The sequence below is a fragment of the Streptomyces sp. NPDC001700 genome, from assembly GCF_053596435.1.
In genome coordinates this window covers 15507-40637 of sequence record NZ_JBSFGE010000002.1, presented here as the reverse complement: position 1 = coordinate 40637, position 25131 = coordinate 15507, and the positions used below count along the sequence as shown (strand labels likewise).

Annotated in this window: 22 protein-coding genes; 5 read left to right on the top strand and 17 right to left on the bottom strand. The window is 72.4% G+C overall.

The features are described 5' to 3' along the window. Positions 1-11: 11 nt before the first annotated feature. The 5 genes from ACWC5C_RS03605 to ACWC5C_RS03585 form a co-directional block, all read right to left on the bottom strand. Positions 12-4793 carry a putative T7SS-secreted protein gene (locus tag ACWC5C_RS03605; RefSeq protein WP_450873335.1) on the bottom strand — a complete coding sequence of 1594 codons (4782 nt, stop codon included), beginning with the start codon at positions 4791-4793 and terminating at the stop codon, positions 12-14. Then, entirely contained in the window at positions 4793-5458 is a 666-nt protein-coding gene (locus ACWC5C_RS03600) for a hypothetical protein (RefSeq protein WP_450873333.1), read from the bottom strand. Before ACWC5C_RS03600 ends, ACWC5C_RS03605 begins: the two co-directional genes overlap by 1 nt. Next, positions 5455-5856, bottom strand: a complete 402-nt coding sequence (locus ACWC5C_RS03595) for an SseB family protein (protein WP_450873331.1) — start codon at positions 5854-5856, stop codon at positions 5455-5457. The genes ACWC5C_RS03600 and ACWC5C_RS03595 overlap by 4 nt, the downstream gene beginning before the upstream one ends. A 96-nt stretch (positions 5857-5952) precedes the next feature. Continuing rightward, positions 5953-6417, bottom strand: a complete 465-nt coding sequence (locus ACWC5C_RS03590; RefSeq protein WP_450873329.1) for a DinB family protein — start codon at positions 6415-6417, stop codon at positions 5953-5955. Between the two features lie 566 nt (positions 6418-6983). Beyond that, on the bottom strand, positions 6984-8111 hold the full coding sequence (locus ACWC5C_RS03585) for a methyltransferase domain-containing protein (protein ID WP_450873327.1): 1128 nt from the start codon (positions 8109-8111) through the stop codon (positions 6984-6986). A 240-nt stretch (positions 8112-8351) separates the two neighbouring features. On the opposite strand from ACWC5C_RS03585, the gene ACWC5C_RS03580 reads away from it, so the two are divergent. Further along, positions 8352-8717: a hypothetical protein gene (locus ACWC5C_RS03580; RefSeq protein ID WP_450873326.1), complete on the top strand. Its 366-nt coding sequence runs from the start codon at positions 8352-8354 to the stop codon at positions 8715-8717. A gap of 213 nt (positions 8718-8930) precedes the next feature. On the opposite strand, the gene ACWC5C_RS03575 is transcribed toward ACWC5C_RS03580, so the two are convergent. The 3 genes from ACWC5C_RS03575 to ACWC5C_RS03565 form a co-directional block, all read right to left on the bottom strand. After that, the gene (locus ACWC5C_RS03575; protein ID WP_450873324.1) at positions 8931-9128 is read right to left on the bottom strand and encodes a hypothetical protein; all 198 of its coding nucleotides are present in this window, start codon (positions 9126-9128) and stop codon (positions 8931-8933) included. Further along, positions 9128-9490: a hypothetical protein gene (locus ACWC5C_RS03570; RefSeq protein WP_450873322.1), complete on the bottom strand. Its 363-nt coding sequence runs from the start codon at positions 9488-9490 to the stop codon at positions 9128-9130. Before ACWC5C_RS03570 ends, ACWC5C_RS03575 begins: the two co-directional genes overlap by 1 nt. A gap of 164 nt (positions 9491-9654) precedes the next feature. Then, positions 9655-10839 (bottom strand): helix-turn-helix domain-containing protein, encoded by a 1185-nt coding sequence (locus ACWC5C_RS03565; protein WP_450873320.1) that lies wholly within the window; start codon positions 10837-10839, stop codon positions 9655-9657. 162 nt (positions 10840-11001) lie between these two features. Between ACWC5C_RS03565 and ACWC5C_RS03560 the strand changes: the two genes are divergently transcribed. From ACWC5C_RS03560 to ACWC5C_RS03545, 4 genes are all read left to right on the top strand, one after another. Next, positions 11002-11673, top strand: a complete 672-nt coding sequence (locus ACWC5C_RS03560; RefSeq protein ID WP_450873318.1) for an HAD family hydrolase — start codon at positions 11002-11004, stop codon at positions 11671-11673. Between the two features lie 83 nt (positions 11674-11756). After that, positions 11757-12131, top strand: coding sequence for a thioredoxin (trxA, locus tag ACWC5C_RS03555; protein WP_450873316.1), 375 nt, complete (start codon positions 11757-11759; stop codon positions 12129-12131). Further along, complete coding sequence (locus ACWC5C_RS03550; RefSeq protein WP_450873315.1) at positions 12124-12726, top strand: histidine phosphatase family protein; 603 nt, start codon at positions 12124-12126, stop codon at positions 12724-12726. Before trxA ends, ACWC5C_RS03550 begins: the two co-directional genes overlap by 8 nt. 60 nt (positions 12727-12786) lie before the next feature. Then, positions 12787-13212, top strand: coding sequence for an OsmC family protein (locus ACWC5C_RS03545; RefSeq protein WP_450873314.1), 426 nt, complete (start codon positions 12787-12789; stop codon positions 13210-13212). Here ACWC5C_RS03545 and ACWC5C_RS03540 read toward each other — a convergent pair. The 9 genes from ACWC5C_RS03540 to ACWC5C_RS03500 all read right to left on the bottom strand — a co-directional run bounded on the left by ACWC5C_RS03540 (position 13187) and on the right by ACWC5C_RS03500 (position 25040). Next, entirely contained in the window at positions 13187-13789 is a 603-nt protein-coding gene (locus ACWC5C_RS03540; protein ID WP_450873312.1) for a hypothetical protein, read from the bottom strand. The genes ACWC5C_RS03545 and ACWC5C_RS03540 overlap by 26 nt on opposite strands. Before the next feature lie 26 nt (positions 13790-13815). Next, positions 13816-14025 carry a Trm112 family protein gene (locus tag ACWC5C_RS03535; RefSeq protein ID WP_385435793.1) on the bottom strand — a complete coding sequence of 70 codons (210 nt, stop codon included), beginning with the start codon at positions 14023-14025 and terminating at the stop codon, positions 13816-13818. Then, the gene (locus ACWC5C_RS03530; protein ID WP_450873311.1) at positions 14022-14933 is read right to left on the bottom strand and encodes a DMT family transporter; all 912 of its coding nucleotides are present in this window, start codon (positions 14931-14933) and stop codon (positions 14022-14024) included. The genes ACWC5C_RS03535 and ACWC5C_RS03530 overlap by 4 nt, the downstream gene beginning before the upstream one ends. Beyond that, complete coding sequence (locus tag ACWC5C_RS03525; RefSeq protein ID WP_450873309.1) at positions 14918-15661, bottom strand: class I SAM-dependent methyltransferase; 744 nt, start codon at positions 15659-15661, stop codon at positions 14918-14920. Before ACWC5C_RS03525 ends, ACWC5C_RS03530 begins: the two co-directional genes overlap by 16 nt. After that, a complete protein-coding gene (locus tag ACWC5C_RS03520; RefSeq protein ID WP_450873307.1) occupies positions 15658-17034 on the bottom strand; it encodes a condensation protein in 1377 nt (458 codons plus the stop codon). The genes ACWC5C_RS03525 and ACWC5C_RS03520 overlap by 4 nt, the downstream gene beginning before the upstream one ends. Then, positions 17031-21869, bottom strand: a complete 4839-nt coding sequence (locus ACWC5C_RS03515) for an alpha-(1->3)-arabinofuranosyltransferase domain-containing protein (protein ID WP_450873305.1) — start codon at positions 21867-21869, stop codon at positions 17031-17033. Before ACWC5C_RS03515 ends, ACWC5C_RS03520 begins: the two co-directional genes overlap by 4 nt. Continuing rightward, positions 21866-22594, bottom strand: coding sequence for a class I SAM-dependent methyltransferase (locus ACWC5C_RS03510; RefSeq protein WP_450873978.1), 729 nt, complete (start codon positions 22592-22594; stop codon positions 21866-21868). The genes ACWC5C_RS03515 and ACWC5C_RS03510 overlap by 4 nt, the downstream gene beginning before the upstream one ends. A gap of 5 nt (positions 22595-22599) precedes the next feature. After that, positions 22600-23805 (bottom strand): glycosyltransferase family 4 protein, encoded by a 1206-nt coding sequence (locus ACWC5C_RS03505; RefSeq protein ID WP_450873303.1) that lies wholly within the window; start codon positions 23803-23805, stop codon positions 22600-22602. 221 nt (positions 23806-24026) lie between these two features. Further along, complete coding sequence (locus ACWC5C_RS03500) at positions 24027-25040, bottom strand: DUF3068 domain-containing protein (protein WP_450873301.1); 1014 nt, start codon at positions 25038-25040, stop codon at positions 24027-24029. Positions 25041-25131: the final 91 nt, after the last annotated feature.

Here is a 25131-nt window from a genome sequence, read left to right as displayed (position 1 = left end):
CTTAGCAATTGTCAATCCATCAGGGATCGGCAAGCGGCCCAGTGTACGCGGCCCATGTTGGGCTGGAGCAGATGGGAAAGGGGTGTCGCTTTGTCCACGGTGACGGGGGCGCCCTCGATATTCAGGCCCTTGGGCGGGAAAAGGGTGTAATCCGGTAGGTGTTCGCCGGGCCCGTAGACCCGTACCGGGGTGGGATTTCCGGTCTCGATCTTATTGCCCAGGGCGTCCGAGATGGTTTCCCCGTGCCTGCTGTAGAGGGCGACATGGGTTCCCTCGGGCACGGTGGTCAGCACGCCGTCCTTGGCGGAGATGCCGCCGTGGCCGCTGAGCACCACCTCGCTGTCGGGGCGGCCGAACGGGCCGGGGCTGGGGCCGAAGCTGCCCTGTGGGGTCTGTTCGTGGGGGAACTTGGGGTTCAGGCCCAGCGGGTCGACCGCCGCGTGCGGGTTGGTGACGTACGCGGCGGGGTTGGGGGCGGCCTCCAGGCCCAGCGGGTCCGGGGTGGCGTAGCGGGCCGTCTCCGGGTCGTAGTACCGGTGGTGGTTGTAGTGGAGGCCGGTCTCCGGGTCGTAGTACTGGCCGGGGAAGCGCAGCGGGGTGTACGCGGTGCTGTTCCGGGACCAGGTGGTAGTACCCCAGAGGGTGGCGCGGGTGCGCCAGGCGATCTCGCCGGATTCGTCGACGAGTTCGCTGGGGGTGCCCACCAGGTCGGTGACGATGCCGAAGAAGCGCTGGTCGATCTCGTCCTGGGTGGTGGCGTCGGTGATGCGCTCGGTCTGTGCCACCGGGCGCAGGCCCTCGTGGTCCCAGGTGAGCGTGACCGGGTCGGGCAGTCCGGGGGCGGTGGCGGTCTGCTCCACGAGGGTGTCGCCGTCCCAGGTGAAGTCCACCCGCTCCACGGCGGAGGCGCCGTCGTCGCCGAGGCGCAGCTTGGCGAGGCGGCGGCCGAGGGGGTCGTAGAGGTAGCGCCAGACGGTGCCGTCGGGGGTGGTGACGGAGGTCAGCCGGTCCTCGGCGTTCCAGGTGTAGCGCCAGGTGGCGGGCTTCTTGGACAGCCGGTTCTTCTGGCGGAGGGTGACGCGGCCCGCCGCGTCGTGCTCGTAGCGGACCCGGCCCGCGCGGGCGATGCGGGTGCCCCGGTATTCGCGCGGGCCCGTGGCGTCGGCGCCGGGGAGCTGGTCGGGCCAGGAGGCGTGGGTCTGGTTGCCCGCCTCGTCGTAGGCGTAGGTCTCGGTCCAGTTCTTGGCGTGGACGGCGGTGACGCGCCCGGCGGCGTCCACGTCGAAGTGGCGGGAGCCGCCGAGCTGGTCGTCGAGGCCGACCAGGTGGCCGTCGGCGCGGTAGGTGTAGGCGCGGTGCTGGAGGGGCCGGGCGGCGGGGCCGGTGACGGTCTGCTCGGCCAGTCGGCCCGCCGGGTCCCAGACCTGGGCGATGGTGAGGCCGTCGCCATTGCCATTGCCGACGCCATCGCCGACGCCATCGCCATCGCCGACGCCGACCCCGACGCGGCGGCCGGTCTCCCGGCCGAGGGCGTCGCGGTCGAAGGCGAGGGTATGGCCGCAGGTGGTCAGCTCGGTGCGGTGGCCCGCCGCGTCGTAACGGAACGTGGACGTGGCGCCGGAGGGGGTGGTCCGCCCGGTGCGCCGCCCGAGCGCGTCGTACGTGTGGGTGAGGGTGCGGCCGCCGACCAGCTCGGAGGTGAGGCGGCCCGCGCCGTCCCGCCGGAACACGGCCTCGCCGTCCGGGCCGAAGGCCGTGGCCAGTCGGCCGACCGGGTCGTAGGAGTACGTGGTGACCTGGCCTGCGGCGTCCTTGCGGACGATCCGGCCGGTGGCGTCGCGTTCGAAGGAGACCGTCTCGCCGAGCGGGTTGGTACGGGACGCCAGCTTGCCGGAGGCGTCGTACGCGTACGTGAGGACCCGGCCGTCGAAGTCCGACTCGGAGAGCGGGCGGCCCGCCGGGTCGTAGGTGTAACTCCAGGTGAGGCCCTGCGGGTTGGTGACCTGGGTGAGGCGCAGTTCCTTGTCGTGGGTGAACGCGTAGCGGGCGCCGTCCGGGCCGGTCTGGGCGGCCAGCTGGTCGAATTGGGCGTACTCGAAGGAGGTCACGCCGCCGTTCGCGTTCACATGGGCCGTGCAGTTGCCCTCGCCGTCGTAGGTCCAGCGCTGTTCGGCGCCGTCCGGGGCGGTGTGCCGGGCCAGCTTGCCCTCGGTCGTCCACTCCAGGCGGGTGGTCGCGCCGAGCGGGTCGACCAGGGTGGTGGGCCGCCCAAAGGCGTCCCGGTGGTAGACGGTGACGGCGCCCAGCGGATCGGTGATCTCGACCGGCAGCCCGGCCGCGTCACAGCGCACCCGGGTGGTGGCGCCGAGCGCGTTGGTGATCGCGGAGAGATGGCCGCGCTCGTCGTAGCTGTGGTGGGTGGTGTGCCCGGTGGGGTCGGTGAGGGCGGTGGGGTTGCCGCGTTCGTCGTACGCGTGGCGCCAGATCGCGCCGTCCGCCTCGGCGATCTCCAGCGGGAGGCCGAGGTCGTTGTACGTGGAGGTCGACACGTACCCGGCGGCGTCGGTGACCCGGGTGCAACGGCCCTGGTCGTCGTAGGCGAACCGGACGGTCCGGCCGAGCGGGTCGGTACGGGACAACACCTTGCCGAAACGATCCTGCTCGGTGCGGACCGTACGGCCCGCACCATCCGTCACGGCCACGATCTGGGACCGCTCGTTCACCACGTAGCGGCTGGTGTTCCCCTCGGCGGAGGTGACCGTGGTGACCCGGTGGCCGGTGTGCGGGTCGGGCGCGCCGTAGTGGAGGCGGGCCGCGAGGTGGCCCTCGGTGCCGCCCTCGGCGATCACCCGGTCGCGGTTGTCGTAGACGTAGTCGTAGGTGTGGCCGTTGGTGTCGGTCCACGCGATGATCCGGCGCTCGTCGTCGTACGCGAACCTCATCGGGCGGCCGGAGGAGTTGACGACCTCGGTGAGATCGCCATCCGTGTAGCCGTACCGCTTCAGCTCCCGGTCCGAGCCGTCCGGGGCGTCTGGGGCGGCGGCGCCCGCCAGGTGGAGGGCGGTGATCCGGCCGTCCCGGGTGGTCAGCTTCAGGTGGTAGCCGCCGTCGTGGACGATGGCGGACGGGGCGCCGTCCGCGCCGTACTCGAACGTCAACCGGTGGCCGTTGCGGTCGCCGATCTCCGCGATCGGCGCCTCGCCGTCGCCGCCGTCCGCCGGGCCGGTGAAGTACCGGATGTGGCCGGTGTCCGGGTCGGTGATGGTGAAGTCGCCCTCGGGGTTACGCTCCAGCGGCCAGCGCGGGCCCGCCTTCGGCAGCGTCGGGACGCCGGGCGCGGGATGCGGATACTCCAGCAGCATCCCGTCCTGCTGGACGAAGACGACGCCCGTGGCGCCGATCTCCAGCCGCTGATCGGCGGTGCACGCCCACGACGGGCCGAACCAGCGGCCCGCCCGGTAGCCGGACATCCCCTGCCGGGTGAAGTTCAGCGGCAGCAGACCCGGCAGCGACACATCCGTCTGCGGCAGATACATCCGGCCGGTGGCCAGGTCCACCGGGTCGGTGGGGCCTGGGGTCTTGGTGCCGTTCGGGATGGAGTGCGGCGAGTGGCCGTCCTTGGCGAGGTGCGCGAGCCCGGACTCCACCTTGTTCGCGGTGGTGGCGGTCTTGGCGGCGGTGGCGGCGCCCTTGGCCGCGCCGAGCCCCTTGGTGCCGATCAGCTCGGGCAGGAGCCGTCCGATGCCCTCCGCCGGGTCCTTGGTGAAGGAGTCGTACATCCCCTTCAGCGCGCCGCCCGGGTTGTTGGCCATTTGGACCAGACCGGCGGCGGTGTTGTTGAGGTTGGTGACGTACTCGGCGGGGTGGGTGAGGTTGTACGGGTCCAGCGCGTTCACCTGGCGGGCGAAGTTCACGACGCCCGCCGTGCCCTTGATGACACCGCCCGCGAGGTGCGAGGCGTCCAGCTTCAGCCCCTCGAAGCCGTCCGACACCTGCTCGCTGTACGACGGCTTCGCGGGCGCCTCGTCCCGGGCCTTCTCCACCGCCTTCTTGGCCGCGTCGTGCGCCTCGTTGCGCTGCCGCCGGGCCTCTTTGAGGATGTCCTCCGCCGCCTTGATGCCCTCGGCGCCCGGGTCGTGGAACGCGCCGGGCTTGTCCGGCAGCGTGCTCGGATCGCGGTCCTCGGCGGGCAGGAGGTTGTACTTCGTGGCGGCCGTGTTGTACGCGTCCACCTTGCCGTTGTGCGCGGAGCGGGCGTCGTCGGACGCCTTCTTCGCCGCCTTGTACTTGTCGATGGCCAGCTGCGCCTGCTGCTGCGCCCACTCGACCGTCCCGGCGAAGTGGCTCAGCGCGCCGCCCGCCTTCTCGCAGGCGTCGGCGGCCTTGTACCACTTCTTCGGCTCGACCGAGACCCGGCTGTAGAAGGCGTTCGCGAACACGCCCTTCATGAGCTGGTCGGGGTCGACGCCCTTGAGGCCGCGGCCGACGTTGTTGAAAGCCTTCTGGAAGTCGGCCAGGTGCTCGGCCGTGGAACGCAGCTTGCTGGGGCTGCCGTGGACCAGTTTCTTGGGGTCGTCGGTCTGGTCGAGCTGCCACTCGTCGACGTCGGCGCCGAGCGCGTTGGCGGCGGAGGTGCTCTTGTCGCGGACCCAGTCCGCGCCGCCCTCCCAGCCCGCGTCGTCCAGCCGGTCCGCGGTCCAGCTGCCCGCGCTCTCGATGCCGTCGCCCACGTCCTCGACGCGGTCCTCGACGAAGTTCTCGACCGGATCGGGTATGAAGTCGCCGAGGCCCATCAGTGCTCGCCTCCGGTCGGCTGCTGTTGTGCTTGTGCTTGTGCTTGAGCTTGTGCGCGTGCCTCGGGGGAGGGGCCGAAGGTGTCGTCCAGGGACTGGGCGAACTGCTGGTCGTCGACTCCCGCGATGTCGTTCGCCATTCCGGTCTGGAAGCCGCCTGCCCCCTCGGTCATCAGGCTGCGGCCGGTGTCCTTCCAGGTCTGGCCCATCTCGGCGCCCGCCTTGTCCCAGGACTCGGCGCTGTAGTCGGGCGCGTCGGGCCGCAGGACGTCGCCCCAGCTCTGCTTGGCGATCTCGTCCTCGGTGGCGTGTGGATTGCCGGTGGGGGAGAGGGCGTTGACGGCCACCTTGAACGTGCCGCCCCAGTACTGGTCCTCCTCCCAGGACGCGCCCGCCGAGATGCCCAGCCGGTTGGCGATCTCGTTGGCGTCCTGGATCAGGGCGCGGACGCCCCACTCCCAGCGGTCGCAGAACCCCTCGAAGGCGTCGGCCAGGCCGCCGCCACCGGCCTCCATCTTCGACAGCGTCATGTCGGTGAAGCCGCTGCCCTGGAGGGCGCCGGTGGAGCTGCCCACGTCCTTCAGCTCGCCGATGGCGCCGCGGAGGCCCTTGGTGATGAGGGCGACGGACTCTTGGGTGACTTTGAAGTCGGCGCCGCCGCTCATCGGTGGGCCGCGGTTTCGTTTTCAGGGAGGTCGACCGCGACCTCGTCCGGGACGATCCCCTGTACCGGCGGGAACATCATCGAGCCGTCCTCGTCCGCCACGTCCAGCGCGACCCCTGCCGGGCCGTCCATCGCGGGGACCAACACGTCCAGCAGCCGGGCGCCCAGTACGGTCGCGAACTCCCACTCCTGGCGGGCCGCGCCGCGGGCCTCGGCGAAGCGGGCCAGGGCGAATTCGTCCGTAAAGGCGTAGATCCAGTGGATTCCGCCGTATGTCGCCGTCATGAAGTCGTCGTCGACCAGCGGTACCAGTACCGCGGTGCGGCGGAACTCGCCCACCATCGCGGCGGGATCGCCCGATCCGCCCCGTACTGCCGCTATATGCTCCACCAGCTCCACTGTGGACCCCCGTGCTCTGTTTCCGATCGCGGTTACGGTAACCCAGGGGGCTGGGCGCCGGAACGGTGGTGGGGCTATCTCACAGTGGCGTGTGGTTTACGGGCCCACCGTGCCGTCGATTCCCTCGCGCAGGAAGTCGGCGTGGCCGTTGTGGCGGGCGTACTCCAGGAGTACGTGGGTCATGACCAGCCGCAGGGTCGTGTCCTTGCCCCAGCGCTCGCTGTGTACGTGCGCCACCTCGCGCTGCCAGGCGCCGGACGCCTCGGTTCTGGTGGACGTCGTCGCGTCGTACGCCACCTGGTAGTCGCGCTGGTCGGACCAGACGAGTGGGATGTTTTCGCGGCTCGCGGTGATGCGGAACCAGGTGCGTTCTACTTCGGTCATGTGGCGGACGAGGTCGAGGAGCGAGAGTGTCGAGGGTGGTATCGAGTGGCGCCGTAGCTCTTTGTCGGAGAGGCCGTCGCATTTCATGGCGAGGGTGGCGCGGTGGAAGTCGAGGAAGCCGCGGAGGGTTTCGCGTTCCCCTGTGAGGAGGGGTGGGGCTGGGCGATCGGTGGCCATGGCGGTGGGTCATCCCGGGGCGTTTGGTGGGCGCAGCGATCAGCCGTCGGGACCCCTGGCACAACCGATTTCGCGCCGGGGGGCTGCGCCCTGCGCTGGAGGCGAGTGAAGTGGCGAAGCGCCACGCCATCGAGGCCGCATCCGAGATAATCGGAACAGCTCACGTCCCCATGACGGACTTGGGCGTGGAGTTCGGGTGTTCCGCCCCTTAGGCGAGGAAGGTTGGATTTGCCGGATTTCGCGAAAGTGATTGAAAACGACCACTCGGCCGCATAGAGCCCCAGGTCAGCTCCTGTAGTCCCCGCGCACGCGGGGTTGGCCCCTCCTCGCCCACCTCCAGACGGTCGGAGGCGAGGTAGTCCCCGCGCACGCGGGGTTGGCCCCGGCCGCGTCCCCACGATCTACCCACTGGCCCGGTAGTCCCCGCGCATGCGAGGTTGGTCCGGGTGTGAGCACTCAGTGGCTGGCGTAGGTGTAGGCCAGCGGCGGGACCGGCTTGGGAGCCCGTCCGTGCGCTGCGGAAGCGACGCGCGGACGGGCCCAGAGCCTCTGCCGAGCCGGGCTGCTCAGTCCGGTAGTTGCCAGCGCATGTTCTTCGGCCCGTCCAGCCATAGTGTGTGCGCCCCGTCGGGGGCCACGGTGAGGCCGTAGCGTTCGTGGCCCGGACGCCCGGCCTCCTGCCAATGGGTTAGCAGTGGCTCCCGCTCGGCCCACAGATCTCGGGGGCCGCCGTGGTCGAGCCGAGCGGTGCGGGCCCCGGTCATGGTGATGCGTGCCCACGAGGAGGTCCTCGGTTCGAAGAGGCAACGCGTCTGTTGGCCGTCGTTCGTCAGGACGAAGTCGTCGACCTGCGGATGCAGCAGTGAGGCGAGGAACTGTGGTCCCGTTGCGTCCAGGCTCGCGGGGGTGGTGATCTCCCGGGTCTGGCCTGTCCAGGCCAGCAGCGGCTTCACGAGCCGCTGTGCGGTGGTGCCCATGGCATCAGGGGTGGGCCGGGCGGCCATGAAGGTCGCCAGGCCGGGGAGGAACCGGCCGTCGGCGGAGTGGTCGGCCGCGATGGACAGGCGCGCGATGGCGCAGCCGACGTTGGCCACGATCACGCCGCCGGGCCGCACTTGCTCCAGCCAGGGTGCCGGGATCCGGGGCACTCCGCACGTCGCCAGCAGCCGATCGTACGGCGCACGTCCCGGGTGACCGGCCATCCCGTTCCCGGCGACGAGCGTGGGCTCGTACCCGGCCTGCCGCAGGCGGCCCTTGGCGGCGGCCACGAGTTCGGGGTCGACGTCGATCGTCACGATGTGGTCGGCCCCGAGGCGCTGGGAGAGCAGCGCGGCGTTGTATCCGGTGCCCGCGCCCACCTCCAGCACGGTGTCCCCGTCGCGCACGTCCAGGGCTTCGAGCATCTGCGCCATGAGGGACGGCTGTGTGGAGGAGCTGGTCGCGGTGCCGTCTTGGTCGAACTGTGTCAGGAGGGAGGTGTCCTGGTACGCAGCGGTCAGCCACGCGGGGTCGCCCTGGCTGTACTCGTGGAGGGCGCCTTGCGACCGGACGGTGAAGTGGGGGACGAACTCGTGGCGGGGGACGCTGAGGAAGGCGGCGCGCCACGGCTTGGACCGGATGCAGCCGGTGCTCACCAAGTGGTCGGCCATGTGGCGGCGCAACTCGTCAGCGGACGGTGCGTCGGTGATCGTCATGGGGTGGGCCTTTCCAGTAGGTCAGCGAGTGCTCGGGCACCTGGCACGGCTTGTACGTCAGGCTGTCGTCGTCGCCCCGGAACTCGATGCGGGCGCGGGGCGCGGGCCTCGGCCGGATCGGCGTGGGGCTTCCACCCGGTCTCGCTAGGCTTCGGGGCGTCAGTCGGCTGCGACGGGCGGAGGCCGCAGATGCCACAGGACCGCGAGGCGAGCCCCTTCTCGAACGATGGAGAGCGGCCCGTGTGTGGGATCTGCCCGAGTCTGCGGCTCCCCGGTGGTGGATTCGACGTCCACGAGCGGCCGTCCCGCGACTCTGCCTTCGACCCCGAGACGGGCAACCGCTTCACGTCGGCTGGTGTGCCGGTGTGCGTGCATCCCGAGCGGGTTGGGCTTCCCGCTGCCGCGTACGCCACTGAGAGGCGGCCGCTGCCGTGGGAGGTGCCCCCGCCGGTCGACCCGGACGACGTGGTGGTGTGGGTGCGGGATGCGCTGACCGCAGCACCGCCGGACGCCTGCGGCGGAGTGATCGACCAGGCGATGAGCATCCTCCGGGCCTCCGATCCGGCGATGGACGTCACGGCGGTGCTGCGGGCCGCGCTCAACTAAGCGAGGACTGGCCCGCCCGGTTTATCGGGCCGCAGGGGCGAGGCCGCGCCCGCACCGCGTCGTGCAGCTCATTCCCGGCGGTGCACCGGTGGCCGTCCCGGCAGTCAGCGCAGCCGATGGCGTGGTTGAGGAACTGGCTCCAGGCCGTAGGCTCGGGCTCCGGAGCGGCGGGTTCGGCGCCGCAGGTGGGTGTGGGCGGCTGCTCGGGTGTCGTCATTGCTGGCGCCTGACGGGCTCGTTGCGGTCGAGGAGGCGGCGGCTGCAGTCGAACGGGTCGCGTTGCTTCGGGAACGTGGGCGCGCAGTCGGGGCAGGCGTGGATGGTGCCGCCGCCACCGCTCGCGCCGTACCTGGTCGCGACGACGACTGGTTGGCTGGTGGTCTTCTGGCAGCGGGCGCAGATCTGGGGCATCACCGGGCCGTCGCCTCCTCGGCGGGCTCGGCGAGCGCTCGGGCCAGTGCCAGGCGCAGTCGGTGCGGGTCGGTCAGGTACTGGCCGTCGCTCGCCGGGGTCCGCCAGTGCAGGCGCGGGCCTTCCGTCCAGGTCGCGGGCGGTACGCCGACGTAGGTGACCTCGGCGCCGTGTGGGCCGAGGGCGTGGATGCCGTGGTGGAGACGCTCCCAGTGTTGGGCGTGGCCCGAGGGGATGAGCCAGTACATGAGGCCGTAGTCCGCGATGACGGCGCCGGACGTGTCGCCGAGCAGTTCGAGGGCGCGTTCGCCTAAGTCTGCGGGGGCTCGGACGATGTCCCAGTGCGGCCCGACTTTGATCATCTCAACTTCGGTGCCTGCTGGCGGTGCCCATTGGTCGGCTCGGGCTCGGGTCGTCATGGTTCGGCTCCGTGTACGGACGGTGTGCTGACCGTTACATCGTGCCGACGCGAAGGGCCGGAACTATCAGAGCTGATTGATAGCCCCGGCCAGAAATTGACGGAGCGTTACACGCCCAGCCAGGACCCGAATCCGGTGAACGTCTCCGGCATGCTCCTGCGTACATGAGCTAGTCCGGCGTACGTCTCCCGCACCATCGGGTGGTACCGCGTCTGCTGCGGCGCCACCTTCCGCGCCTTCTGCAGGCTGCCGAAGCTGTCCTTCGTCCGGCCCATCCACAGCTGCGCCCGAGCGACTTCAGCGTGGTGATGGGCCAGCCGGGACGGGGGCCAGTCCTCCGGCAGCGTCAGGTCCTGCGCGGCCGCTACCGCTTCGGGGTACAAGTCCCGCTCGGCGAGCGTGCTGACCTTGTGGACGCCCACGTTGGCCGGGCCGAAGGCGAGCCAATGCGTTTCGATCGCCTCGCCCGTGCGCTTCGCGATCCGCTCGGCCTCGGCCAGGTGGTTGTCGGCGGCGTCCCCGTCCTTGCTACGAGCGGACAGGACGGCGGCGCCCAGGTGGAGCTGGCCGGTTACGACGTCCCGTTCCCGGCTGGCCTCGGCCTGCTCCATGGTCGACATCCCCATACGGATCAGTCGCTGCCCGGTCCCGTACTGGGCGGCCCGCAGGTAGACCAGGGCGCGCATGTACTGGCGCATCCCGCTGAGTACCGCGTCGGAGCCGCGCTGAGCCGCCCACTCCACCCGGTCCAGTGCGACTGTGCACAAGTCCGCGTAGCCGAGTTTCGTCGTGACGTCGTACGCCGTGCGGTACGTGCTGGCCAGGATCTTCCACGCCTGGTCGCTGCCCGCTTCGTACGCCGTGGCGGTCGCCTCGTGAATGAGCGTCGGCAGCTCGGCCGCGGCGGTCTTCAGGTCCGTGGCGCGCACCAGCGTGCACAGGCGCTCGGCGTCGGCGTGCAGCTCGTCCAGCCCGCGCGGGGCGACTTCGGGGTCGGGGCCGAGGTCGTACACGTCCAGTGCCTCGCGGATGGGCTGGATCAGGCCGTCGAGTTGGTCGTGGCGCAGCTCGTCCAGATAGGGCTGACCTGTGAGTTCGGAGACAGGGACGGACAGGGCGCGGGCCAGGGCACCGATGACGGACGGGCTGGCGGGCATGGCGCCCTGCTCGACTTTGGTGAGGGTGCTGTACGAGACGTGGCTCTTGTTGGCCAGCTCGCGCTGGTTCAGCTGTCGGGTTTTGCGCGCCCGCGCGATCCGCTTACCGGTGTGCTCTTCGATGCTCTGTGGCATGCTGAACTCCGTTCTGCGTTGACATCAGAACGGTACCCGCGGTCGACTCCGCAGGTACGGCTAAACGGCCCCCATTCCGGTGGGGGCCGTCGCGCTTCCTTGACACGACGAAACGCCCCCTCGCCCGGCCCGGAGGCCAGACGACGATCGGAAGGCGGGACAGTGTCGCTGCTCGTGCTGTGGGACATCGACCACACGCTCGTGGATACCCGTGGCGTCGGCCGGGAGCTCTGGGCCGAGGCATTCGAGGAGGTCACCGGCCAGCCGATGCGGGAGCAGGCGAGGATCGACGGGTCGACCGAGCCGGTGATTCTCCGGGAGACGCTGGCGTTGCACGGGCTGGAGGGTAGTCGGGGGCTGTTCGAACGCTTCGCCCAGGCGCTCGGAGGCGCCCACATACGGCGCGCGGCCGAGCTGCGTAAGCGGGGGCACGCGCTCCCCGGGGCGGCGGCGTTGCTCTCTGCGCTGGCAGCGCGCGACGGCATCGCGCAAACGGCGGTGACGGGCAACATCCGCGCCGCAGCTCGGGTCAAGCTGGAGGCGTTCGGCCTCGACCCGTACGTCGACCTCACCATCGGCGCCTTCGGCGAGGACGCGGACGGGCGACCGGAGCTGGTGCGTACCGCCCTCGGGCGCGCCCGGGTAGGTGCGGAGTTCGCCGTGTTGGTCGGGGACACGCCGTCCGATGTGCGGGGCGGGCTGGGTGCGGGCGTCCGCGTGGTCGGCGTCGCCACGGGGCGCACCAGCGCTGAGGAGCTGCGGGCCGCTGGGGCTGCCGTAGCAGTCGAAGATCTTTCCGATACGGAGCGGATGCTGAAGCTCCTCGCGGGCTGAGCGCGACGAAGGCCCGGGGCCGCCGCTGACCTGGGGGAGGGGTGGGGGCGGAATATCGGGGGCCGGGGCGGGGTTACGGACGCATGGGCACGAGCACTGTGGAACTCACCAAGGACAACTTCGACGAGATCGTCTCGGGCGCCGATTTCGTGCTGATCGACTTCTGGGCCTCCTGGTGCGGCCCCTGCCGGATGTTCGCGCCGGTGTACGAGAAGGCCGCTGAGCGGCACTCGGATCTGATCTTCGCGAAGGTCGACACCGAGGCGCAGCCCGAGCTGGCGGCGGCGTTCGACATTCAGTCGATCCCCACGCTGATGATCGTGCGCGACAACATCGCCGTCTTCGCGCAGCCCGGCGCGTTGCCGGAGCAGGGTCTGGAGGAGGTCATCGGGCAGGCCCGGGATCTCGACATGGACGCGGTCCGGGCCTCCGTCGCCACGCCTGCGGGCGATGGCTGAGCTGGTGCTGATCCGGCACGGCGAGACCGAGTGGAGCCGTACCGGAAAGCACACCAGCTGGACCGACCTGCCGCTGACGGCGCGCGGCGAGGAGCAGGCCCGGGCGCTGCGGCCGTTGCTGGCCGGGCGGAAGGTCGGGTTGGCGTTGGTCAGCCCGTTGGGGCGGGCTGCCCAGACCGCGAGCCTCGCCGGGCTCACCGATGTGCACACCGAGGCTGAGCTGCGGGAATGGGACTACGGCGGGTACGAGGGCGTGACCACCGCCGAGATCCATGAGACGCGGCCCGGGTGGGAGCTGTGGACGGATGGGGTGGCGCCGGGTGATGTCGCCCATCCGGGGGAGTCGCCGGAGCAGATCGGGGCGCGGGTCGACCGGGTGCTCGCCAGGATCGAGCCCGAGCTGCGCGACGAGGACGGCGGGGACGTCGTACTGGTGGCGCACGGGCATGTGCTGCGGGTGCTCACCGCCCGTCGGCTGGGGCTGCCACCGTCCGCCGGGGCGCTCTTCCGGCTGGAGACCGCGACCGTCAGTCGACTCGGAACCGAGCACGGGCGTCCGGCGCTGCTGGCCTGGAACGTAGGGTCGGAGATGTAGGTCCCGTAGGTTCCGTACGTTCCGATACGTCATCGAAGAGGAAAGCAGGGAACAGCGAGCATGGCTACGACGCGTACCGCGCACACCGTCTGGCAGGGCAATCTGGCCGAGGGCCAGGGGACGGTCACCTTCGACTCGTCCGGGATCGGCGAGCAGCCGGTTTCCTGGCCGTCGCGGGCCGAGCAGGCGAACGGCAAGACCAGCCCCGAGGAGCTGATCGCCGCCGCCCACTCCAGCTGCTTCTCCATGGCGCTGTCGCACGGCCTGACCCAGGCCGGTAACCCGCCCACCCAGCTCACCACCCAGGCCGACGTCACCTTCCAGCCGGGCACCGGCATCACCGGTATCCACCTCACCGTGGAGGGCACGGTCGAGGGGCTGGACGAGGCCGGGTTCACCGCGGCCGCCGAGGACGCGAAGAAGAACTGCCCGGTGAGCCAGGCGCTCACCGGTACGGAGATCACGCTGACGGCGAAGCTGGCCTGACGTCCTCCACCCGCTGCAGCAGTCCCCAGGTGAACTCCGCTACGTGGTGGCGGAGTTCACCTGTTTCGGAAGGGGCGTCGAAGGCCAGCCTTGAGCGGGTCGGCGCCGAGCCCTCCATCGGGCGCGCGGGCGGGAACGCGCGCGCCACGTCGTCCACCGTGCAGGACCAGGGGGCGAGGTCGGCGGCCGTGCGCAGGGTGGGTGCGGGTGCGCCGGGGGCGCGTACGAGCCACTCGTTCCACACCGCCCCGCCCGGCGCCGTCAGCACCTCGAACCGCAGGTCGGGCCAGAGCGGCACCGGCCAGCTCAGCGCGTCGCACGTCAGATCGCCGATCCGGCGCCGCGCGGTGGTCTCCGGCGGGCCCAGCACCGAGCGGTAGCGGGCGACGGCCGAGCGCCGCCGTGGCGAGCGCTGCATCGCCTGCCAGCGGCGGTTGGCCTCGCGCATCACGGCACGCTCGTGGCCCAGTTCGCGCAGCGCCTCCTCGACCATGCCCGGCTGGTAGTCGGCCATGCGGCGCAGCAGCACGAGGACGAAGGGGAACGGGTCGGGGAAGGGGGCGGGCGTGGTGTCCATACGGACATCGTGGCGTACGAGCAGTCTCAAGGAGTGAGCCGTTTCGCCAGCCGTTCGTGTTCCTCGTCCGGGACCCGTTCCCCTGACGACGGCAGCAGCTGCGGGACGCCGTCCAGGATCGGGTAGCGGCGGCGCAGCCGGGGGTTGTACAGGACGTCCTCGGGCAGCAGCAGGGTCAGCGGGCCCTTGTCGAGCGGGCAGGCCAGGATCTTCAGGATCGGGTCGTCGGGGGTCATCGGTCACTTCCTTCGCGTACCGGATCGGGGTGGGCGGCGTCGTGGCGCGGCAGGGTCAGCAGCACGCACACCGCCAGCGCCGTCCCGCCGAGCCGCAGCGCGAGCCGCCACGGCTCGTGCGGGAGTGGCTCGCCGAACGCCACCGTCCCGCACACCACCGTGAACACGCAGGTCACCGTCGTGCACACCGGCACGATGAGCGACGCGCGGCAGCGCTGCAGCGCGGTCTGCGACAGCACCAGGCCCGCCGCGCCGGTGAACAGCAGCAGATACGGGTACGGGCCGCGCAGCAGCGTGAGCGCCAGGGAGCCGAGGTCGTCCGTCCTCAGCAGGCCCGATACGCCCTTGATGGCGAGCGAGCTGACCCCGTACAGCAGCCCGACCGCCACCCCGTACTCCACACCCGTGACCGACGCGTCCGGGCGGCGGGCGCGACGCTCCGTCGCGCCGTACAGCAGCACCCCCGCCACCAGCGTCGGGACGCAGATGGCGAGCAGCGTGCCGGTGGCGGCGGTGTGGCCGACGTCGCCATCGCCCCGTAGCGATGCCACCACCATCACCAGGGCGCACAGGATCAGCCCGATCCCGGCCCGTTCGCGGCCACTGGTCCGCTCGCCGAGCACCCGGGAGGAGAGCAGCAGGAGCAGCACCAGACCCGACACGAACAGGCCCTGCGCGGCCGCGATCGGCAACGTCCGGTACACCACCAGCTGGGCCGCGAACCCCGCCGCGAGCGCCGCCGAACCGGCCAGCCACAGCGGGCTCCCCAGCAGCAGCCGCAGCAGCCGGGCGGGGCGGGTGATGCTCAGGGGTGGCAGCGCGGACAGGGCGCGCTTCTCCAGTACGAAACCGGTGCTGTACGCGACGTTCGCGAGCAGCGCCGCCACCACGCCTACGCCCCAGCCCATGCGCCCGCGCCCTCCCGTCGCCGCGCGTGCACCAGCAGGATCGAGGCCAGCGACGGCACCCGGCACACGGCCCGGTCCAGTGGCCGCGCCACGCGCGGGACACCGTGGAACGGCGCCCCCGCGAGCCGTACCACCTCGAAACCGGACGCGGTGAGGAAGCCGCGCAGCGCCCGCGCCGTGTACAGCCGCAAGTGGCCGACGACCTCACGGCCCGGGCGGCCGTGAATGCCACGCAGGCTGACCTCGGAGAACACTGGCTGCACCCCGGCCAGCAGAAGTCCACGGTTGTACCAGGCCGCCAGGTTGGGTGTGGAGAGGAGCAGATGGCCGCCGGGGCGCAGGACGCGGTGTATTTCGTCCAGCGCCGCGTCCGGGTCGACCAGATGCTCGACCACCTCGCTGAACACGCACGCGTCGGCGCTCCCGTCGGCGAACGGCAGCCCGCCGTCGGTGAGTTCGCCCCGTACGACGGCGGGCAGCCGCCGCGCGGCGCGGCGCAGGGCGTCCTGCGACCAGTCGACGCCGATGAGGCGGTGGCCGCGCAGGAGGGGGAGTGCGGTGGCGGCCGCGGTGCCGTCGCCACAGCCGATGTCGAGGATGGTGGCGGATGCGTCTCCCTCGGTGGCGAGCGCGTGGGCGAGCATCCGCGCCTGGCGGCGGCTGCGGTCCGGGCCGGACGCGACGGGGACGGCGGGGTTCTCGTAGAAGTCCCGGAGCGCCGGGCTCATGCCGTACCCCTCGTGTGCGCGTCCCTCGTGTGCGCGTGGGCGGTGGCGGCCAGCGCGCGCTGGAAGAGGCCCGCGAGCCCCGCCCCCGCCGCGTCGTCCAGCAACGCCCGCGACCAGCGCAGCGTCACATGCAGCCGCCCGCCGGTCGAGGCCGTCGTCACCGTCAGCCCACGGGGCATCCGGGCCGGGGCCGAGAACCATACGGCGGTGGCCCGGCCCGCCTCGCCGAAGTCGAGCGCGTACGGAATCCGGCCGATGTTGCTCAGCAGCGTGGTCGAGGTCCACGGCCCGGCCGCCTGCCGTAGCGTGCGCGTCACCGCCGCCCGCAGGCCGACCGGTACGGCGGGCAACGTGAGCAGCGTCCCCGCCACCCCCAGCTGCGCCCCCGGCGCGGCTTTCAGCGCCCGGGTGCGGGCGGCTGTGCGGTGCAGTAGCCGCGCCACCGCCGCTGGATCGGGCGTTTCCTGGGTGAGGAGCCGTACGTCCGCCCGTTCCTCGGCTCCGAAGCCGACCTCCACGAGCCGGGTGCCGTTGCCGATGGCCATCTCGGGCGCGCCGCGCGGCCGGTCGTCCACGGGCATGGTGATCCGTACGGGGGCGGGCGGGCGGCCGTGCAACTCGTTCCAGCGGGCGGCCATCAGGCGGGTGGCGACGAGGAGTTGGTCGTTGACGGTGGGGCCGCCGGGTGTTCGGGGCGGTACGGGCAGCTCGGAGAGCAGCATGGCGTTGCCGGTGCGGGGCGCGTGGGTGTCCTTGGCGATCCGTACGGGCCGGGCGAGCCCCCGCGCGCCACCACCCCGCTCGGGCGCGGGCGCGGCCACGGGGGCCGGGGTGGCCTCGGTGTCGCCACCGCCGCCGTACAGGGTGGCGGCGGTGGCGAGCACCCGCAGACAGGACGGCCCGTCGAGCGCGGTGTGGTTGACGGTGAGGACCAGCACACAGCCGGTACGGTCCGGCTCGGTCACCACCTCCAGCCGCACCGGAGGCGACGCGGTGAGCGGCGGACACACCGCGAGCGCCCGTTCCCGGGCCCGGGCGAGGGCGTCGGTGGCGCACGGGGAGAAGCTCACCGGCTCGACGTCCGGCCCGTCGGTGACCTCCCACTCGTACCGCCGCCGCCACCATGGCCCCGGCGCCTCCCGCACCAGAATCCGCGGATGCGTCCGCAGCGCTTGGCGGAAGGCATCCCGCAACCGCCCGGGCTCGGGCCGCCCCGGCAGATGCACCTCGATGTGCACGGTCTCGGGCTCGTCGTCCTGCAGACAGTGCCGGGAGATCTCGTCGACGGTGGGAAAGGGAATCCGCCGCGCGCGGCGCGGATCGCCCTGCCCGGGCAGGGCTACGCCACCGGCCCCTTGCTCAAGCGCGGTCATCGGCCGCCACCTTCCCCGGCCTGCCGGGTGCCCCGCTCGCCGGGTGTGCGCGGCGCGCGGGCGCGGTCGTCCGGTGCGGTGTCGTGGTGCGTCAGCACGGCCTCGCTGCCGCTCGTGGGCGTGGCTTTGGTGGCACCGGCCGTGGGCGGTGCCGGATCGGCCGCGGGTGGTGTCGGTGTGCCCGCCCCCGCGTCGGCCCGGGGCGTGCCGGAGCCCGGTGGCGTGGCCCGGCCAGGGGTGCGTGGCGCGCGGGTGGCGTCGTCCGGGTGTGCAGTCTGCCCGGTGCGGTGCGCCGCCGCCGTGCCGCTGCCCGTTGCCGCGTCGTGCGGCGTCCGCGCCGCTTCGTCGCTGCCACCCGCCGCCGCGTCGGGGCCCGGTGGCGTTGCCCGCGCGGGCGTACGTGGCGCGCGGGCGCTGTCGTCCGCGTGTGCGGTCTGACCGGCGCTCTTCGTCGCGCGGTCGTGCGTCCGCTCGGCCTCGCTGCCGCCTGCGGGCGTGGCTTCGGGGGCACCGGACGTGGGCGGTGCCGGATCGCCCGCCGCCGCGTCGGCCCGGAACGTGCTTGGGCCCGGGGGCGCCGTCGTGCCGCTGTGCGGGGGCGCGTCGTGCAGTGGCTTCGCCACCCCGCCATCGCCGCTCGCGGGCGGTGTGGGCCCGAGGGGTGGGGTGACCAGGGTCGGGGCGTCGTCATCGGCCAGGTGGCGGGGTGGCCCGCCGGGGCTCGGGGGAGCACCGGCCGGGGCGCCACTGCGGGGCGGTACGGTCACCAGCGCCGCCGTCAGGGCCACGATCGCCAGCGCCTGAGCGGCCCCGCTGAACGCGCCCTCGTTCGCCGCCGCCGGTTCGCCCGCGCCCGTGGCCGCCACCACCGCCGCGGCCGCCATCGCCGCGAGGGCCGTGGGGGCCAGCCAGGCGGGGCGGTACCAGGCGACGAGGGCCAGGGCGGGGACGGCCAGGGCCAGCCAGCCCGCCACGGCGACCATGACCACCGTGACGGCCACCGTACCGAGGATCCAGCCCGGTGACGGAGGCACATCGGTTTCCGGAGCCGAGACCTCGCGGCGGCGGGCGAACGCCAGACCGGCCAGGATCAGGACCGCCGCCGCGCCCCCGATGAGGCCCGCGTCGTACGTGGTCGACGGTTCGTACGTGAGCGTGACCGTGCCGCCCTCGCCCGCCGGGACGAGGAAGGCCTGCTGCCAGCCGTCGACCCGCAGCGAAGTCAGCGAGCGGCCGTTCAGCGTGGCTTTCCAGCCGTCGTTGCGGTTCTCGTACGTCTGCAGGTAGACGGCCTGGCCGGGGGCGACCTTGACCGTTCTGCGGTCGCCCGACCAGTCCTTCGCCTGGACGGTACGGGCAGCAGACGCGGCGGTGGCGGGCTTGCCGCGGGTCAGGGTGACGTCGGTCAGCGCCAGCGGACCGGCGTCACCCGTCTCCACCGTGTGGCGGCCCGCGCCGAGCCGGAGCTTGCTGCCCTTGGCCTCCTTGCCGCACAACTCGACCGCCACCGGGCGGCGTTCGACCAGGTCCCTGACCAGGCCGGACGCCGACGTGGCGTGCAGCGTGCCGTCCACGGCCAGCGCCGGGCCCTGGCCACACGGCAGGGAGAAACGGGCCTTCGCCGAGGGCGGGGTGGTGCGCAGCATGCTGCCCAGTTCGGGGATGAACACCTCGCTCAGCCCCACCGGGAGCTGCAACTCCTGCCCGGCGACCGGGTTGTGCAGGGTCAGCGGCGCGGTCTTGCTGATGGTGATGTCGAGCCGGTCGGTGGTGATGGCGGGGAAACGGGCCCAGCCGTTGGCGTCGACACCGGCGGTGGCGGCGCCGTCGGGGGAGTTGATGAGGATTTCCTCGGGGCGGGTGGAGAGCCCGCCCGCCGCCGCGAGGACGATCTCACTGACGCGTTTCTTCTCCGGCCAGCGCAGATGCAGCACGGGCGAGTCGCCCGCGATCCACGCCGTCGTGATGTCGCCGTCGATGAGGTTGCGCGCGCCGAGCGAGGTGCCGGTGCGGCTGGTGGAGTCCGCGGTGATGGTGACCCGGGGCGACTGGCCGGGCGCCACCTGGGCCAGCAGGGCGTCGAGCGCGCCACCGGGGACGGCGACGGCCTGGCCCGCGATGGTGTACGTACCGCCGCCGCCACTACGGAACTGGCGGTGCAGCCCGACCTCCGCCGACGCGGGGGAGAGGCCGCCAGGGTCGGCGGAGCGGTGCAGCGAGACGACCTCGGGGGCATCACTCCGTCCGGTGTCGTTCGGGAGCGACAGCAGCCGGGTGACCTGTACGCCGGGTACTGTCACCTCCGAGAAACCGGCCCCCGACAGACCCGGCTTGGGCGCCTGCGAGCCGGTGATCGTGATCTTCAGCCACTTCGCCGGACCGGACGGCACCTTGACGGACTGCGCGGTGCCGTTCGGCTGGAGCGGGCTGTCCGCAGAGCCGGTGTCGGTCTGGATCCGTACGGAGGTGGGCGCGGCGCGCATGCCGTCGCCGGGCAGCGGGGTCAGCTGGATGGAGTCCGGCAGCCGCAGCGTCTGCGCGAACTCGACGCGCAGCCACTGCCCCACCGGCTTGCCCGCGCTGCCCTCGGCCCACGCCGTGTCCGGGTTGCCGTCGAAGGCGCCGACGGGGTCGTACTGCGGCAGGTGGAACAGCCAGTTGCCGCTGCTGGAGGCGGACACCGAGAGCGCGCCGCGCAGCGTGGCGGTCGTCTGGTGGCGGGTGCCCGTCGTGGGCAGGATCTGGCGCGGTGGGTCTCCCGGATCCGTCAGGCTGCCGGACGGGTTCCGTTCGTCGGCGGTGTACGTGTACGAGGTGTTGGAGTTGACGAGCCCGAAGCGGGTGTCGGCGCGCCGCAAACCGTCGCCGACGGCCTGCAGGGCGGGGGTGCCGGTCCCGGGGTGGCGGTCGCCGGTGAGGACGGTGGGGCGGTCGGCCATCGAGGGGTCGGCGGAGAGTTGCAGCAGCGACTCGGGGCCACCGCTGACGGCGGCCGTGGCGGACACCGGCTTGGCGCCCACCACCCCCGGCCGCGCCACGCCCTCCGGCCGGTAGATCTCGACGGCCTGGCGGCGCGGGAACAGCCCCTGCACCTGCACCGGGGTGTTCGCCGCGATCCGGCCACCCGTCATCAGCGGCCCGAACCCGGTCACCTTGCGGTAGCCGGAGGCCTCCAGGGTGCGGGCGACGGTCTGCGGCGGTACGTAGCCGATCTGGTCCGGGTCGAGGTCGTTGCGTACGACCACCTCGTGCAGCCCGGCGCGGGCGAGGAAGTCCCGCAGCCCCGGCACCTCGCCGCCACTCAGCAGCGCCTGCTCGACCGCGTCCATCGCGCGCCGCGATCCGGCGGTGCCGAAGGGCACGAAGTCCCGTTGCGCCCAACGGGATTGGGCGAGGACATCGAGCGGCTGGTCGATGGGGCTGCCCCAGGTGTAGAGGCCGTGCGCGGTGGCGGGGACGACGAGGGCGCGGCTCCGCTCGGCGTGGTCGTCGAGCCAGTCGGCGGTCTTCTCCCAGTAGGCGGGCAGCGCGCTGAAGCGGCCCGGCTGGAGCACGGACCCGTTGAGATACGGCCACGCGAGCGCCGGGAGCAGCAGCAGCGCCAGCACACCGGGGAGGAAGCGGCGGCCGGGAATCCGCCGTCCGACCGTGAGCACATGCATCAGCCCGAGCGCGAGCGCCAGCGCCAGCCCGGTCTGGAACTTGTAGATGTTGCGGAACGGCCGCAGCCACCCGTCCAGCCACCCCTGCACCGTCTCGTGGAACGGCCCGCCGAGCGTCCCCCCGTACCCGGCGAGGGTGATCAGCGCGACGGAGAGCACGATCAGCAGCAGCCACCGCCGCTCCGGCAGATCGCGCCGCGCCAGCCCGGCGAGCCCCAGCGCGGCGGCGAGCCCCGAGCCGAGGACGGCCACGACGGAGGCGGCCACGGTCCAGCCGCCGGGCAGCCACGCCTCGCCGAAGTGCAGATACGCCACCCAGTTGCCCGCGCCGCGCAGCGTCTCGGTGGCGGCCATGGTGGCGGTGGTGGTGTCGGCCTGCTCGATGTACGGCAGGAAGTTCTCCCCGTACACCCCGAGCAGCAGCAGCGGTACGACCCACCACGCCGTGGCCAGCAGCACCCCCGGGATCCACCACCCCAGCAGCGCCCGCTGCCGCCGCCCGGCGGGGCGGCTGAGCAGATACAGCGCCACCGGCAGCAGCGAGGCGAGCGTGGAGGCGGCGTTGACACCGCCCATGCAGGGCACGAGCAGCGCCGAGCGGGCGGCGGCGATACGGGGGAGGCTCGCCGGGTTGGTGAGCGGCAGCACGACCCACGGCAGCAGCGCCCCGGGGAGCGCGGCGGCCGAGGTGGAGCCGACGACGATGGTGAACACCGGCCACAGCGCGTACCCGGCCGCGCCCAGCAGCCGGGTCGCGGGGCTCCCGACGCGCAGCCGTTCCGCGAGCCGCAGCGCGCCCCAGAACGCCACCGCGACGATGAGGGACATCCACAGCCGCTCGGCGAACCACACCGGGATGTGGAGGAGATGGGTCAGCGCGTAGTACGGCAGCATCGGGAACGCGTAGCCGACGTACTGGTCCGCGATCCCGCCGAACCCCGCCCGGTCGTGCCACAGCGAGCCGAGGTCGGCGAGGAACCCGAACGGGTCGAGGACGACCGGCAGTTTGGTGTCGAAGGACATCTTGCCGGGCGAGGGCGCGAGGAACGCCACCAGGACGGCGGCCCAGAACCCGACCAGCCAGCGCCGCCCGCGCGGCCGTTCACCGGGCGCGGGCGGCGGCGGTGCGGGCGGGGTGCGCACCTGGGGCGGGGACGGGACGACCTGGGTCATGGCGACCGCCTAAGGATCAGGAGAAGGTTCCACGTCGCGACCTCCCGCAGTCCCGGCACCCGCGTGACCGCCCCGGTGAGGAACGGCCAGTAGCGGGAGCGTGCCGAGACCACGGACACGTCCGCGCGGCTGCGGACGTGGCGCAGGACGGGGCCGATGTGGAGGGGGAAGAGGTTTTCGCCGAGCGTGTGCTTGGCGGCCCGGCCGGTGCGGCGCCGGTAGCGGGCGCGGGCCCGCTCGGCGCCGAGATAGTGCCAGGGCGCCCACTCGTGGCCGCCCCAGGGGGAGAGCCAGTTGGTGTACGAGACGTAGATCAGCCCGCCGGGGCGGGTGACCCGCGCCAGCTCGCTGAGGAAGGTGTATGGATCGGCCACGTGTTCCAGCACGTTGGAGGAGAACGCGACGTCCGCCACGCCGTCCGCGAGCGGCAGCAGATACCCGTCGGCGAGGACGGCCCCGGCGGGCGGCTGGCCCCGGGAGGTCAGCTCGCCGGTGTCCGGTTCGAAGAGATAGGCGTGGGCGCCGTGGCGGCGGAACTCCTCGGTGAAGTGGCCGCTGCCACCGCCCACGTCGACCACCACCCGCCCGCGCAGCGGCCCGCCGTACCGCGCCACCTGCTGCGCGGCGTCGCGGGCGAGGAGCCGGTAGCAGTGTTCGGGGTCGGTCTGCTCCGCCATGAAGGCGCGGAAGAGGGCGACGGAGCGACGGATCGACGGGTCCCGCAAGCCACTCACCGCCAGGGTCTGAGGGACGACGACAGGGGGACGGGCGGGACGGCGGGGAGCGGTGGTGGCGCCGACAGATACGCCTCCGCGGCGACGGCCCGGAAGCCCCGTACGGTCGCGCTCCACCGGAACCGCTCCGCGCGCAGCCGCGCCGCCCGGCCCAGCGCCTCGCGCCGCTCCGTACCGAGCGCGAGCGCGCACCACGCGGCGGCGAACGAACTCTCGCCACGCGCCAGCACACCCGTCACCCCGTCGTCGACGGAGTCGCGCAGCCCGGGGATGTCGAAGCCGAGCGTGGGTGTGCCACGGGTGGCCGCCTCCATCACCACCAGGCCCCATCCCTCGATCAGGGAGGGGTGCAGCAGCAGCCACGCCTGGCACAGCAGCCGGTGTTTCTCCTCCTCGGTGACATGGCCGGTGAAGGTGACCCCGGGACCGGCCATCGCCTCCAGCCGGGCCCGTTCCGGGCCGTCGCCGACGATGACGAGCCGTCCGCCGGTGACCGGGCGCACCCGTTCCCACAGCCGCAGCAGCAGGTCGACGCGCTTGTACTCGACCAGCCGACCCATCGCCAGGAACACCGGCTCACGGGACGCGGGCAGCAGTGGCCCCGGCTCCTCGACGCCGTTGTGCACCACCCGGATCCGGGTCCGGTCGACGCCGAGGGAACGCAGCGCGGCGGCGGTCGAGTCGGAGACGGCCACCATCAGGTTGCCACGGTGGGTACCGGCCAGCGCCCAGTGTTCGAGGCGCCTGCCGAGCCGGGCCGCCGGTCCCCGGAAACGCAGCTTCCACAGGTCGGTGTGGACGTGGTTGACCAGGCACAGGGTGGGTCCCCGGTGCCACAGCGGGGCCAGGTAGGGCAGTCCGTTGCACACCTCGACCAGCAGATCGCAGGGGCCGACCCGGTGGGCGAGGGTGTGCGGGGTGCGCAGGAAGTGGCCCAGCTCGCCGAGGGCGCGCCCGTGGCCGCCCGCGGACACCACCTGGTAGCCACGGGCGTCGGCGGGCCCGCCGCACACCAGGGTGACCTGGTGGCCATGGGCGGTCAGCCCCTCGGCGATCCGGTCCACCAGCAGCTCGGAGCCACCGGCCGCCGGATTGCCGAGGTCGCGGCGGGCGAGGAAGACGATCCGGTGCGGCAGCGGGGCGGTGGCCTCGGGCGTGGCATCGGGGGGTGCGGCGGGGGACGGTCGTACGTGCTGGGGCATGGCGTGGTGCTCCAACTCGCCTCAGGGTGCGGAGACTTCGTAGGAAGACGTACGGAGAGAAAACCTGCGGAGAGAACGAACGTGCCGAACCGGGGGTGTGCGACGACGTGTGCGACGAGGAGTGCGATGAAGTGTGCGATGAAGTGTGCGATGGGGTGATGCTCGTGGGGTGGTCAGTTTTCGCTTCCTTGTTCGCCCCGGCTACTCACCGGCGTGACAAATTAGGGTCCCCGGACACCTGACGCTTCATCACTTCGCGCAGTGTCACTCACGCGTGCCCGCCTCCCCCGCACCACCAGCACCGCTCCCGCACCCGCCAGCACCGCCCCGGCGATCCCCGCGACCAGTGGCGCCGTCTCGCCGACCAGCTCCAGCTTGCGGCTGTCGGCCCTGGCCAGCTTCACCTGGCTGCGCTGGGTGGCCGGGGTGAACTCCAGCCCCTCGCCGCGCAGCAGCGTCACCCGGTCCCGGTCGCCACCGGGGGCGCGCAGGGTGACCTTGGGCGAGATCCCGGCGAAGATGATGCGCCCGGTGCGGCGGTCGGCCACCAGCTCGATGCCGGTGTTCGCGTACCACTCCTCGGCCTGCACCTGCCCCTGCTTGCCCCGCCCGACCAGCCGCCCGGGCACCTGCCGGGTGCCGGTGCGGGTGGGCCGTACGGTGCCGGTGAAGCGGTAGCCCTCGTACCCCTGGACCTTCGCGGTCCCGTCGAAACGGAGCGGGACGGTGGCGCCCAGCGTGCTGTCCCACCAGCGGTACGTCTGCTTCTTCACGTCGAACGGGAACTTCAGGTACGCGTCCCCCTGGAACGGCCCCGGCGACTCGCCGCAGCAGTGCACCGGCTCGTTGGTGCGGCGGTCGGTGACCCAGCGTTCGGTCTTCCATTGGAACGCCCGGCGCGGGTCCTTCAGCGGCAGGGTGCGCGGGGTGTCGACCGTCGTGGACACGTCCCAGACGGCGCGGCCCGTGCGGTCGCTGTCGTGGACGTCGCCCAGCACCCGGCGGGTGATGGTCAGCCGCTGGTCCCGCCGCTCCTTGACGGCGTTGGTGTCGAAGTAGCTGCCCGGGCCGGTGAACACCGTGGTCACGTCGGTGTCGATCGGTGTGCGTTTCGCCCGCGGCTCGACGTACCAGGCCAGCAGGGGTGCGAGGACGAGGAGGAAGACGCCGAGCCCGAGCGGGATCAGCGAGAGTGGCCAGAAAGCGGATGATCTGGGTGATACCGAGCGGCGCATGACAGGCACTCCGTCTCGATGCGGCCGGATATTACCGGCGAGTCTTAAGGCCGGGACCGTAAGCGCAGGGTTGACGGAGTGTCAATCCTCC